At 70.7% G+C, this 12,765-nt stretch carries 10 protein-coding genes and 1 tRNA gene; 7 read left to right on the top strand and 4 right to left on the bottom strand.

From position 1 onward, the window contains the following. The gene (locus tag HZU84_RS03225; protein WP_149502999.1) at positions 1-624 is read right to left on the bottom strand and encodes a MotA/TolQ/ExbB proton channel family protein; all 624 of its coding nucleotides are present in this window, start codon (positions 622-624) and stop codon (positions 1-3) included. A gap of 270 nt (positions 625-894) precedes the next feature. Between HZU84_RS03225 and xseA the strand changes: the two genes are divergently transcribed. Both xseA and HZU84_RS20420 read left to right on the top strand, forming a co-directional pair. After that, positions 895-2,214 (top strand): exodeoxyribonuclease VII large subunit, encoded by a 1,320-nt coding sequence (gene xseA, locus HZU84_RS03220; protein WP_149503000.1) that lies wholly within the window; start codon positions 895-897, stop codon positions 2,212-2,214. A 78-nt stretch (positions 2,215-2,292) separates the two neighbouring features. Next, positions 2,293-2,877, top strand: coding sequence for a Fe-Mn family superoxide dismutase (locus HZU84_RS20420; protein ID WP_149503001.1), 585 nt, complete (start codon positions 2,293-2,295; stop codon positions 2,875-2,877). Positions 2,878-2,910: 33 nt separating this feature from the next. Here HZU84_RS20420 and hpnE read toward each other — a convergent pair whose 3' ends face one another. The 3 genes from hpnE to hpnC are packed head-to-tail and all read right to left on the bottom strand — an operon-like array spanning position 2,911 to position 5,911. Further along, positions 2,911-4,197 carry a hydroxysqualene dehydroxylase HpnE gene (gene hpnE / locus HZU84_RS20415; protein WP_244954435.1) on the bottom strand — a complete coding sequence of 429 codons (1,287 nt, stop codon included), beginning with the start codon at positions 4,195-4,197 and terminating at the stop codon, positions 2,911-2,913. Further along, positions 4,194-5,036 carry a presqualene diphosphate synthase HpnD gene (gene hpnD, locus HZU84_RS20410; RefSeq protein ID WP_244954436.1) on the bottom strand — a complete coding sequence of 281 codons (843 nt, stop codon included), beginning with the start codon at positions 5,034-5,036 and terminating at the stop codon, positions 4,194-4,196. Before hpnD ends, hpnE begins: the two co-directional genes overlap by 4 nt. A 14-nt stretch (positions 5,037-5,050) precedes the next feature. Beyond that, a complete protein-coding gene (gene hpnC / locus HZU84_RS03210) occupies positions 5,051-5,911 on the bottom strand; it encodes a squalene synthase HpnC (RefSeq protein ID WP_149503002.1) in 861 nt (286 codons plus the stop codon). A gap of 189 nt (positions 5,912-6,100) precedes the next feature. On the opposite strand from hpnC, the gene HZU84_RS03205 reads away from it, so the two are divergent. The 5 genes from HZU84_RS03205 (at position 6,101) to clpP (ending at position 12,713) form a co-directional block, all read left to right on the top strand. Then, positions 6,101-7,243 carry an efflux RND transporter periplasmic adaptor subunit gene (locus HZU84_RS03205; RefSeq protein ID WP_149503003.1) on the top strand — a complete coding sequence of 381 codons (1,143 nt, stop codon included), beginning with the start codon at positions 6,101-6,103 and terminating at the stop codon, positions 7,241-7,243. Between the two features lie 24 nt (positions 7,244-7,267). Beyond that, complete coding sequence (locus HZU84_RS03200; protein ID WP_149503004.1) at positions 7,268-10,405, top strand: efflux RND transporter permease subunit; 3,138 nt, start codon at positions 7,268-7,270, stop codon at positions 10,403-10,405. Positions 10,406-10,439: 34 nt separating this feature from the next. Continuing rightward, positions 10,440-10,526 (top strand) — tRNA-Leu (locus HZU84_RS03195). Between the two features lie 71 nt (positions 10,527-10,597). Further along, on the top strand, positions 10,598-11,905 hold the full coding sequence (tig, locus tag HZU84_RS03190; RefSeq protein ID WP_149503005.1) for a trigger factor: 1,308 nt from the start codon (positions 10,598-10,600) through the stop codon (positions 11,903-11,905). Between the two features lie 199 nt (positions 11,906-12,104). Beyond that, positions 12,105-12,713, top strand: coding sequence for an ATP-dependent Clp endopeptidase proteolytic subunit ClpP (clpP, locus tag HZU84_RS03185; RefSeq protein WP_037477642.1), 609 nt, complete (start codon positions 12,105-12,107; stop codon positions 12,711-12,713). Positions 12,714-12,765: the final 52 nt, after the last annotated feature.

The following is a 12,765-nucleotide window of genomic DNA, read 5'->3' as shown; positions in this document are numbered from 1 at the left end:
TCAGCGGCGGCCGCGCGGCAGCAGGTGGGGCAGCAGCCGCTCGGCGGCCTGCTCCATCTGCAGCACGTAGCCGTCGACGAGCGAGCGGAAGTGACGCCAGGTCACCAGCGCCGGAATCGCCACGATCAGGCCGAAGGCGGTGTTGTAGAGCGCCACCGAGATGCCGTGCGCGAGCTGCTCCGGATTGCTGCCGGTGGTCGGCGACTGCGCGCCGAAGATCTCGATCATGCCCACCACCGTGCCGAGCAGGCCCAGCAGCGGCGCGGCCGAGGCGATGGTGCCCAGCAGGCTCAGGTAGCGCTCCAGGCGGTGCGCGGCCAGGCGGCCGGCATTCTCGAAGGCATTGCGCAGCTGGGCCTCGTCGCCGCGGGCGTCGGTGGCGGCGGCGCGAATGCCCGCGGCCAGCACCGTGCCCAGCACCGAGCTGTCATGCAGCTTGTCGACCACGTCCGGCGCCGGCAGGCCGCTGCGGGTGAGGGTGATCACCTCGTCGAGCAGCGTCGGCGGAGCGATGCGCGCCGCGCGCAGGCTCATGAAGCGTTCGATGATGATCGCCAGCGCGGCGATGGAGCACAGGATCAGCGGCCAGATCGGCCAGCCAGCGGCTTGTATGATCGAAAACAAAGGTCTTTCCCCAGGGCAACGCTCGGAGCGCTGTGCCGGCATGGCGCAGCAGCATGGAATTATGGCCTCAACACCGGGGTGATCCGCGCCTTGCCTTCCTGCGGCAGGGGTCGGCGGCCGGTCGGGATTGTCCACCAAGCCTGTGGATAAGTCTGTTGAAAAGCTGAGAGTCGATGCGCCAAGTCCTTTTCGGGCAAGGAGTTTTCTTGGGTTGCCTGTTTTTTGATCAGTGTGGCGGAAGAATGAAAGAATCAGCCCCGGGAGCGCTTCATGCCTGCAACTGAGCCGATCTGGGAGGTCGCGGCGCTGGTGCGCGCCGTCGGCGAGGCGCTGCAGGACGGCTTCGGCGCGGTGGCGGTGCGCGGCGAGCTGGCCGGTTTCACCCGTGCCGCCAGCGGCCACTGCTATTTCAATCTGCGCGCGCCCGAGGGCGAGGCCGGGCTGCGCTGCGCGATGTTCCGCCGCGCGGCGTCGCTGCTCGACTTCTCGCCGCGCGACGGCCAGCAGGTCGAGCTGCGCGGCCGGCTGGCGATCTACGAGCCGCGCGGCGAGCTGCAGATGATCGTCGAGGCGATGCGCCCGGCCGGCGAGGGCCGGCTGATGGAGCAGTTCCTGCGCCTGAAGGCGAAGCTGCAGGCCGAAGGGCTGTTCGATCCGGCGCGCCGCCGCCCGGTGCCGGCCTTCGTGCGGCGCATCGCGGTGGTCACCTCGCCGGCGGCCGCGGCGCTGCGCGATGTGCTGAGCGCCCTGGCGCGGCGTGCGCCGCAGGTCGAGGTGATCCTGTGCCCGGCCGCGGTGCAGGGCGCGGAGGCACCGGCGCAGCTGGTGCGCGCCATCGCGGCGGCCGGCCAAGTCGAGGGCGTCGAGCTGCTGATCGTCTGCCGTGGCGGCGGCTCGCTCGAGGACCTGTGGGCCTTCAACGACGAGCGGGTGGTGCGCGCGATCGCCGCCAGCGCGGTGCCGGTGATCTGCGGCGTCGGCCACGAGACCGACACGACGCTGGCCGACTTCGCCGCCGACCTGCGCGCGCCCACGCCCACCGCCGCGGCCGAGCTGGCCGCGCCGCCGCGCGAGGATTGCCTGCGCACGCTGCAGCAGCTCGCGCGCCGGCTGCGGCAGCGGGTGCAGGCCCGGCTCGACGGCGAGGCGCAGCGCCTGGACCGCGCGGCGCTGCGCCTGTCGCGCCCGGCCGACGCGCTGCACGCGCAGCACCGCCGGCTGGCGCTGCTGGCCCAGCGCCATGCCGGTCTGCCCGCCGCGCGGCTGATGGCCGAGCGCGCACGGCTCGAGCGCCTGGCGCAGCGGCTGACGGATGCGCGCCGCCAGCGCCAGATCGAGACCGCGCGCCGTCTGGAGCTGCTGGGCGCCCGGCTGGCCGCGCTCGACCCGCAGCGGGTGCTGGCGCGCGGCTATGCGCTGCTCGAGGACGGGCAGGGCCGGCCGCTGCTCAGCGTCGACGGGGTGCAGGCCGGCGCGAGCGTCGGGGCCAGGCTGGCCGACGGCCGGCTGGCGCTGCAGGTGACCGAGGTCTGCCCCCGTCCTGCGAAAGAAAAGGCTTATCCCTACAATGAGCCGCCGAGCGGCCGGTGAGCCTGCGTCCCGCGCAGCATCGCCGGCCCTTGATGAGCACCCTCACTCTCTCGCACCTCAACCACGAAGGATTCACACATGGCTTTCGAACTGCCCGCCCTGCCGTATGCCAAGGACGCCCTGGCCCCGCATCTGTCGGCCGAGACCTTCGACTACCACTACAGCAAGCACCATCAGGCCTACGTCACCAACCTGAACAACCTGGTGCCCGGCACCGCGTTCGAAGGCAAGGGCCTGGAAGAGATCGTCAAGACCTCCAGCGGCGGCATCTACAACAACGCCGCCCAGGTGTGGAACCACACCTTCTTCTGGAACTGCATGACCCCGAACGGCGGCGGTGCCCCGACCGGCGCGCTGGCTGACGCGATCAACGCCAAGTGGGGCTCGTTCGACGAGTTCAAGAAGGCCTTCCAGACCTCGGCCGTGGGCAACTTCGGCTCGGGCTGGACCTGGCTGGTGAAGAAGGCCGACGGCTCGGTCGACATCGTCAACATGGGCGCTGCCGGCACCCCGCTGACCACCGGCGACACCGCGCTGCTGTGCGTCGACGTGTGGGAACACGCCTACTACATCGACTACCGCAACCTGCGCCCGAAGTTCGTCGAGACCTTCCTGAACAGCCTGGCGAACTGGAAGTTCGCCGAGGCCAACTTCGCCGCCTGAGCGTTCTCCGGCATCCGCACGCCGCGGCGGTCTTCAGGCCGCCGCGCTGCGAACCGCCCCCTCGAGCGTGGCCGGATACGGCCCCTCGACCCAGTCGGCGGCCGCGCGCAGCCCCGGCGCGATCTGCGCCGGCGGGCGCGCCAGCCCCGGCACGCAGCGGAAGGTGGCGCGCTTCTCGGCCACCAGCCGCTCCAGTCGCACCGCGTTCTCGGTGCCGTCGCCGAGGTCGCGCAGCACCGCGCGGGCCTGCGTCAGCAGCGCCTGGCCGGTGGCCTCCAGGCCGCGCTCGACCCAGGGTGCCGCGCCGCTGACCACGAAGGCAAAGCGCCCGGCCCGCAGCCCCAGCGCCCCATGGTCGAAGGCGAACTGTGCCGGCGCCTGCGGCCCCTCGGCCAGCGCGACCATCGGCGCGGCCAGCCGTGCGCCCGGCGCCTGCACATAGCCGGTGATGATCGGCTCGAAGCCGAAGGCCTCGGCCTGCGCTGCCCAGCCGGGTGCGACCGCGCGCGTCAGCCGTGCCGCCTCGGCTGGCGGGCAAGCCAGCACCACCTGATCGAAGACCTCGCCGTCGACCCGCCAGCCGCCGCCCGGCGCGGGTTCGGGCTCCAGCGTGCGCACCCGTCGGCCGGTGTGCAGCGTCGCGCCGTGCTGCTGCAGCCAGCGCCAGGCCGGCTCGGGCAGCAGCTCGGCCAGCGGCCGGCGCGGAATCAGCAGGTCGCTGGCGCCGGGGCCCGAGAACAGTGCGTCATGCAGCACCCGCAGGAAGACCTGCGCGCTGGCCTCCGGCGCCGGCGTGTTCAGCGCCGCCACGCACAGCGGGTCGAGGATCTCGGTGCGCACCCGCGCCGGCAGGCCGGCGGTGAGCTGCGCCACCGTCCAACCCGCGTCGCAGCGAAAGCCCCGCAGCAGCCAGCCCAGCGCGGCCGAGCTCAGCGCCAGCCGCTCCGACCGCCGCCAGTGCCGCATCGCCCAGACCGCACGGCCGAACTCGAGCAGAGGCGAGCCCGCCCGCAGCCGCAGCCCCACGCCGACCTGGTCGAGCAGCGCCAGCGGCTGGCGCCGCAGCACCGCGTCGGGATCGACACCGACGCGGCGCATCAGCCCGAGCGTGGCGGTGTAGGCGCCGATCAGGATGTGCTGGCCGTTGTCGAGCCGGTCGGCCGGATCGCCGCCGGCCGCGCCCTCGGCGGCCAGGCTGCGCGCGCGCCCGCCGGGCTGCGGCGCCATCTCGAGGACGGTCACCGCGTGGCCGGCCTCGACCGCGGCGACCGCCGCCGCCAGCCCGGCCCAGCCTGCGCCGACGATGGCGACGCGGCTCACCGGCCGCGCCAGTTGGTCTTCATCGCGATCCAGAGCTTCCTGACCGGCGTCAGCGAGATGCGCTGGTGCAGCACCTGGAACTCGGCCGCCTCGATCTCGCGCAGCAGCGTGCGGTAGATGTTGGCCATCATCAGGCCGGGCTTCTGCGCGCGCGCGTCGGCCGCGGGCAGCAGTGCCAGTGCCTGGTCGTAGGCCTGGTGGGCGCGCTCGGCCTGAAACTTCATCAGCGCGGTGAAGCGCTCGCTGTAGCCGCGGTTGAGGATCTCGTGCGCCTTGACGTCGAACTGCTTGAGCTCGTCGATCGGCAGGTAGATACGCCCGCGCCGCGCGTCGTCGCCGACGTCGCGGATGATGTTGGTGAGCTGGAAGGCCAGGCCCATCTGGTGCGCGTAGGCGGTGGTGGCCGCTTCGGTCTGGCCGAAGATGCGCGCGGCCACCTCGCCGACGATGCCCGCCACCAGGTGGCAGTAGCGCTTCAGGCCGGGATAGTCGAGATAGCGGCTCTGCTGCAGGTCCATCTCGCAGCCCTCGATGACGGCCAGCAGGTGCGCCGGCGCGATCTGGTAGAGGGCGACGTGCGGCATCAGCGCCTTCATGACCGGATGCGTCGGCTCGCCGGAGAAGGCGCGCTGCACCTCGGTGCGCCACCACGCCAGCTTGGTGGCGGCCACGCCCGCGTCGCTGGTCTCGTCGACCACGTCGTCGACCTCGCGGCAGAAGGCATAGAACGCGGTGATCGCCGCGCGGCGCTCCGGCGGCAGGAAGAGGAAGGCGTAGTAGAAGCTCGAGCCGCTGCCGGCCGCCTTCTCCTGGACGTAGTGCTCGGGGGAGGTGGTCATGGGGGGCGATTGTCTCAGGTGCGCGTGGCGCGGCCGCGACCTTCGCGTGCCCCGCGACCCATCCGCACCGCCCGCCACAGCAGCCCCGGCGCATCCCACGCACCGATCTTCGGCCGCGCCGCCAGCGTGGCGAAGCCCGTCGCCTCGATCTTGTCGAGGATGCGCAGGCCCCCTTGCACCACCAGCCGCAGCTCCCAGCCGGTGCGCCCGGGCAGGCGCAGCGCCAGCGGCGCGCCGTCGAGCATCATCGCGCGGGCCCAGGCCACCTCGTCGGCGATCAGCGCGCGGGTCTCGGGCGTGTCGCGGCCGGCCAGCAGCATCTCCTCGCTGACCCGGAAGCGCGCCCAGTCCGAGCGCGGCAGGTAGATGCGCCCGCGCGGATGGTCGCGGCTGCAGTCCTGCCAGAAGTTGATCAGCTGCAGTGCCGAGCAGATCTCGTCGGAGCGGGTCAGCGAGTCGTCGTCGCGCACGCCGTACAGGTGCAGCAGCAGCCGCCCGACCGGATTGGCCGAGCGCTCGCAGTAGCGCAGCAGCTCGGCGCGGTCGGCGTAGCGGCTCTGGTGCAGGTCCTGCTCGAAGGCGTCGAGCAGGGCCTCGAGCAGCGGCAGCGGCAGGTGATGGCGGCGGAAGACCGGCGCCAGCGGCCCGAACACCGACGCCCAGCGCGGCGAGGGCGCATGGCCGCGCGCGACGCAGCGCAGATCCTCGCGGTAGGCGGCCAGATCGGCGGCGCGCTGCGCGGGCGTGGCGTCGCCCTCGTCGGCCAGGTCGTCGGCGGTGCGCGCGAAGCCGTAGATCGCGGTGATCGCCGGGCGCAGCGCCGGCGGGCACAGCACCGAGGCGACGGGAAAGTTCTCGTAGTGGTCGACGGACATGCCGCTGTCTGCTGTTCGCTGTTCGCGAGGGCTCGCGATGAGGAGATGTTGATCCGCGACAGCCGGCGGCGTCGCGGGGCCGATTATCCGCGCGAGGTTTGACAAGGCTCGAACCGGGCTTCTACATTAGCGAATTACTGACCGGTCAGTCAGTTCCAGAAGTTCCCGTGTTCTTCCCGGAGCCTGCGCATGTTCCTTCGCCCGTGCCTTCGTCCTGTGTCCCTGTCTGCCGGTCGTCCGGTCGTCCTGTCGAGCCTGCTGCTGGCGCTGGTGCTGGCCCTGTCCGGCTGCGCGAAGAAGGAAGCGGCGCCGGAGCCGCTGCGCGCGGTGCGCACGATCAAGGTCGAGAGCGGCAGTGTCGCGGCGCTGCAGGAGTTCTCCGGCGAGGTGAAGGCGCGCACCGAGACGCGGCTGTCCTTCCGGGTCGGCGGCAAGCTGCTGCGCCGCGAGGTCGATCTGGGCGATGCGGTGCGGCCGGGCCAGGCGATCGCGCAGCTCGATCCTGCGGATCTGAAGCTGGGGCAGGAAGCGGCCGCGGCCGGCCTGCGCGCCGCGCAGGTGCAGGCCGAGCAGAGCGCGGCCGACCTGAAGCGCTACCGGGAGCTGCATGAGCAGGGCTTCATCGGCGCGGCCGAGCTGGAGCGGCGCGAGACCGCGCTGAAGGCGGCGCAGGCCGCGCTCGACCAGGCGCGGGCGCAGGCCGGCGTGCAGGGCAACCAGGCGCAGTACACCCGGCTGGTGGCGGAAGGCGCCGGCGTGGTCACCGCGGTCGAGGCCGAGCCGGGCGCGGTGGTGGCGGCGGGCACGCCGATCGTGCGCGTCGCGCTGGACGGCCCGCGCGATGTGGTCTTCAGCGTGCCGGAGGACCGGGTCGCCGAGCTGCGCGCACTGATGGGCCGCGCCGGCGCGCTGCAGGTGCGGCTGTGGGGCGGCGACGGCGAGACGCTGCCGGCGACGCTGCGCGAGCTGGCCGCCGCGGCCGACGCGAGCACCCGCACCTTCGTGGCCAAGGCCGACGTCGGCGCCGCCGCGCTGCGCCTGGGCCGCACCGCCACCGTGGTGATGGAGCGGCCGCGCCGCGACGACCAGATCCGCCTGCCGCTGGCGGCGGTGGCCGAGCAGGGCGGTCGCAGCGTGGTCTGGCTGCTCGATGCGCAGGCGATGACGGTGCGGCCGCAGCCGGTGCGCGTCAGCGGCGCCGACGGCAACCAGGTGTTGGTGGCCGAGGGCCTGCAGCCTGGCCAGGAGGTGGTGGGCGCCGGCGTGCATGTGCTGACGCCGGGCCAGAAGGTGCGCCGCTACATCGAGCCGGCCCGCGCCGCCTCGCGCTGATCGATCGTGTCGTCAGGGGATCCCATGAAGGTTCATGTTCACGACCAGGTCCGTCACTCCGGCTTCAACATCTCGCGCTGGGCGCTCGAGCACCCGGCGCTGACGCGCTACCTGATGATCGTGCTGATGGTGCTCGGCGTGGCCGCGTACTTCCAGCTCGGCCAGGACGAGGATCCGCCGTTCACCTTCCGCGCGATGGTGGTGCAGGCCTACTGGCCGGGGGCGACGGCGCAGCAGATGGCCGACCAGGTCACCGACAAGATCGAGAAGACGCTGCAGGAGGTGCCGCACGCCGACATCATCCGCTCGTACACCAAGCCGGGCGAGTCGGTGACCATCTTCCAGATCAAGGACGACTCGCCGCCGAAGGAGGTCCAGCAGACCTGGTACCAGACGCGCAAGAAGATCGGCGACATGCGTGGCACGCTGCCCGCCGGCGTGATCGGGCCCTTCTTCAACGACGAGTTCGGCGATGTCTACGGCTCGATCTTCGCGCTGTCGGCCGACGGCTTCAGCCGCGAGGAGCTGCGCGAGTTCGCCGACCGCACCCGTGCCGAGCTGCTGCAGGTCAAGGATGTCGCCAAGGTCGAGGTCTTCGGCGCGCAGCCGGAGAAGGTCTTCATCGAGCTTTCCGGCCAGCGTCTGGCCCAGCTCGGCCTGGACCTGAACACGGTGATCGCGCAGATCGGCGCGCAGAACGCGGTCGAGAACGCCGGCGTGCTCGACGCCGGCAGCCAGAACCTGCAGGTGCGGGTGGGCGGCCAGTTCGGCTCGCTGGAGGCGCTGCGCCAGCTGCCGCTGCGAGCGGTCAACCCGAGCACCGGCGTGGCCAGCATGACCCGCCTGGGCGATGTGGCCACCATCCGGCGCGGCTACATCGATCCGCCGGCGGTCAAGGTGCGCCACCAGGGCCGCGAGGTGATCGCGCTGGGCGTGTCGATGGCCAAGGGCGGCGACATCATCGCGCTGGGCGAGGCGCTGCAGGCGCGTGTCGCGCGCATCCGCCAGGATCTGCCCGCCGGCATCGAGCTGTCCCAGGTGCAGGACCAGCCGGTGGCGGTGGCCAAGTCGGTGGGCGAGTTCGTCAAGGTGCTGGTCGAGGCGGTCATCGTGGTGCTGGCGGTGAGCTTCATCAGCCTGGGCCTGCACACCCGGCCGCTGCGCATCGACATCTGGCCGGGCCTGGTGGTGGCGCTGACCATTCCCCTGGTGCTGGCGATCACCTTTGTCACCATGTACTACTGGGGCGTCGGGCTGCACAAGATCTCGCTGGGCTCGCTGATCATCGCGCTGGGCCTGCTGGTCGACGACGCGATCATCGCGGTCGAGATGATGGTCAGAAAGCTCGAGGAGGGCCATGACCGGCTCTACGCCGCGACCTACGCCTACGACGCCACCTCGATGCCTATGCTCACCGGCACGCTGATCACCGCGATCGGCTTCCTGCCGATCGGCATGGCGCAGTCGACGGTGGGCGAATACACCTTCGCGATCTTCGCCGTCACCTCGGCGGCGCTGCTGATCTCATGGGTGGTGTCGGTCTACTTCGTGCCCTATCTGGGCGCGCGGCTGCTGAAGGTGCGCCCGCATGCCGACGGCCAGCCCCATGAGCTGTTCGACACGCCGTTCTACAGCCGCTTCCGCCGTCTGGTGGGCTGGTGCGTGGATCACCGCTGGATCACGATCGCGCTGACGATCGGCGTCTTCGTGCTCGGCCTGGCCGGCATGGGCCGGGTGCAGCAGCAGTTCTTCCCCGACTCGAGCCGGCCGGAGATCCTGGTCAACCTGTGGCTGCCCGAGGGCGCGACGATCACCGAGAGCGACCGGCTGGCCGAGCGGCTGCACAAGCGCCTCCAGGGCGAGGCCGGCGTCGAGAGCGTGACCAGCTGGGTCGGCTCGGGCGTGCCGCGCTTCTACCTGCCGCTGGACCAGATCTTCCCGCAGACCAATGTCAGCCAGACCATCGTGCTGCCGAAGGACCTGGCCGAGCGCGAGGCGCTGCGCCGGCGCCTGCCGGAGATCCTGGCGGCCGAATTCCCCGAGGCGCGCGGCCGGGTCACGCTGCTGCCCAACGGGCCGCCGGTGCCCTATCCGGTGCAGTTCCGCGTCGTCGGACCCGATCCGCAGATCGTGCGCGAGTGGGGCGACAAGGCGCGCGCGGTGCTGCAGGCCAGCCCGAACCTGATCGGCGTCAACGACAACTGGAACGAGAAGGTCAAGGTGCTGCGCCTGGAGATCGACCAGGACAAGGCGCGTGCGCTGGGCGTCTCCAGCCAGTCGATCGCGCAGGCCACGCGCATGCTGCTCAGCGGCACGCCGGTGGGCCAGTACCGCGAGGGCGACAAGCTGATCGACATCGTCATGCGCCAGCCGCTGTCCGAGCGCGACGCGATCACCGATCTGGGCAACGCCTATGTGCCGACCGCCTCGGGCCGCCCGGTGCCGCTGGTGCAGATCGCGCGCATCGGCCATGTCTGGGAGCCGGGCGTGATGTGGCGCGAGGGCCGCCAGTACGCCGTCACCGTGCAGGGCGACGTGCCCGACGGCATGCAGGGCGCCACCGTGACCGCCGAGATCTGGCCGGCGCTGGACAAGATGCGCGCCGACCTGCCGCCGGGCTACGACATCCAGATCGCCGGTGCGGTGGCCGAGAGCAGCAAGGGCCAGGGCTCGATCGCCAAGGGCGTGCCGGTGATGCTGTTCCTCACCTTCACGCTGCTGATGCTGCAGCTGCAGAGCTTCAAGCGCGCGATGCTGGTCTTCCTGACCGGCCCGATGGGCATCGCCGGCGTGGCGGCTGCGCTGCTGCTGCTCGACCGGCCCTTCGGCTTCGTCGCGCTGCTGGGCGTGATCGCGCTGATGGGCATGATCCAGCGCAACTCGGTCATCCTGATCGACCAGATCGAGCAGGACCGCGCCGCCGGCGTGCCTGACCGGCAGGCGGTGGTCGAGTCGGCGGTGCGGCGTTTCCGCCCGATCGTGCTGACCGCGGCCGCGGCGGTGCTGGCGATGATCCCGCTGTCGCGCAGCGTCTTCTGGGGCCCGATGGCGGTGGCGATCATGGGCGGCCTGATCGTGGCGACGGCGCTGACGCTGCTGGCGCTGCCGGCGATGTACGCGGCCTGGTTCCGCGTCGGACGGGACGACGCGCGACTCGGCTAGAATGTCGCGCTTTCCGGGAAATCCGGTGCAGGCCGCGCGGGTGGCGAAATTGGTAGACGCACCAGGTTTAGGTCCTGACGCCTTCACGGGCGTGCCGGTTCGAGTCCGGCCCCGCGCACCACATGCAGACGTCTTCCGGTTTCCTGCGCCGGACGTCCCTCCTGAATTCAAGCAACTGTAGAGCTTCAGAACATGGCTGTTACCGTGGAGACCCTCGACAAGCTCGAGCGCCGCATCACCCTGACCCTGTCGGCCGAGGAGATCAAGAACGAGGTCGAGACCCGCCTGAAGAAACTGGCCCGCACGGTCAAGGCCGACGGATTCCGTCCGGGCAAGGTGCCGATGAATGTCGTGGCCCAGCGCTACGGCTTCTCGGTCCAGTACGAAGTGATGAACGACAAGGTCGGCGCCGCCTTCGCGCAGGCCGCTGGCGAGGCCCAGGTCCGTGTGGCCGGCACCCCGCGCATCTCCGAGAAGGAAGACGCCGCCGAAGGCCAGCTGCAGTTCGACGCCGTCTTCGAGGTCTATCCTGAAGTCGTCATCGGCGACCTGACCGCCGTCGAGATCGAGCGCGCCAGCGCCGAGGTCAACGACGCCGCGATCGACCGCACCCTCGACATCCTGCGCAAGCAGCGCCGCACCTTCACCGAGCGCGCCGCCGGCGAGGAAGCCACCGACGGCGACCGCGTCACCATCGACTTCGACGGCTCGATCGACGGCGAGCGCTTCGAGGGCGGCAAGGCCGAGGACTTCCAGTTCCTGCTGGGCGAAGGCCGCATGCTGGAAGCCTTCGAGAAGGCCGTGCGCGGCATGAAGGCCGGCGAGTCCAAGACCTTCCCGCTGAAGTTCCCGGACGACTACCACGGCTCGGACGTGGCGGGCAAGGAAGCCGACTTCCTGGTCACGCTGAAGAAGGTCGAGCAGCAGAACCTGCCGGTGGTCGATGATGCCTTCGCCGAGTCGCTGGGCATCACCGAAGGCGGCGTCGAAGGCCTGCGCGCCGACATCCGCAAGAACCTCGAGCGCGAGGTCAAGTTCCGCGTCGCCGCCCGCAACAAGCAGGCGGTGATGGACGCCATCGAGAAGGCCGTCACCTTCGACCTGCCCAAGGCGCTGGTCGATGCGGAAGTCGAGCGCCTGGTGGCCAACGCCCGTGCCGACCTGAAGCAGCGTGGCATCAAGGACGCCGACAAGGCCCCGATCCCGGCCGAGATGTTCACCGCGCAGGCCGAGCGCCGCGTGCGCCTGGGCCTGTCGCTGGCCGAGCTGGTGCGTGCGAACTCGCTGTCGGCCACGCCGGACCAGCTGCGCGCCCACATCGAGGAGATGGCGCAGAGCTACGAGCGTCCGCAGGACGTCATCGCCTGGTACATGGGCGACCAGCAGCGCATGGCCGAGGTCGAGGCGGTGGTCATCGAGGCCAACGTCACCGACTTCGTGCTGGGTCAGGCCAAGGTCACCGACAAGGTCCTGGGCTTCGACGAGCTGATGGGCGCCTGACACGCGCCTGAAGCCGACGTTTCCAGTCGGTGAAACGATCACAAGGGGCGCCTAAGGCGCCCCTTGTCACATGATCGGCACACCCGTTCCGGGTGTTGAATTACGCAAACCCCCATAATCGGGTTCGTCGCGGACGTCGCGGCCTTTCCGGTCCGAAACGTCCCCGCGCCAGACAAGAGTGAAGCTTCAAGGGTCCGCAATGAGCGCAATCGACACGCAGAATCTGGGCATGGTGCCCATCGTCATCGAACAGTCCGGACGCGGAGAGCGCTCCTACGACATCTACTCGCGCCTGCTGCGCGAGCGTGTCATCTTCCTGGTCGGTCCGGTCAACGACCAGACCGCCAACCTGGTCGTCGCGCAGCTGCTGTTCCTCGAGAGCGAGAATCCCGACAAGGACATCTCGCTGTACATCAACTCGCCCGGTGGCAGCGTCTCGGCCGGCATGTCGATCTTCGACACGATGCAGTTCATCAAGCCGCAGGTCTCGACGCTGTGCATGGGCATGGCCGCCAGCATGGGCGCCTTCCTGCTGTCGGCGGGTGCACCGGGCAAGCGCTTCGCGCTGCCGAACTCGAAGATCATGATCCACCAGCCGCTCGGCGGCGCCCAGGGTCAGGCCACCGACATCGAGATCCATGCCCGCGAGATCCTGAAGACGCGCGAGCAGCTCAACCGCATCCTCGCCGAGCGCACCGGCCAGCCGCTCGAGAAGATCCAGAACGACACCGAGCGCGACTACTACATGTCCGCCGCCGAGGCGCAGACCTATGGCCTGATCGACCAGGTCATCGCCAAGCGCGGCTGATGCCCGGCTGGCGTTTCCCGGCATTTCCTTTCCTTCGACTCGAGGCCGCATC

Source organism: Sphaerotilus sulfidivorans (genome assembly GCF_013426975.1).
Classification (GTDB): Bacteria; Pseudomonadota; Gammaproteobacteria; order Burkholderiales; family Burkholderiaceae_C; genus Sphaerotilus; species Sphaerotilus sulfidivorans.
Note: the sequence above shows the minus strand (reverse complement) of the source record. Positions and strands in the feature narration are given on the sequence as shown.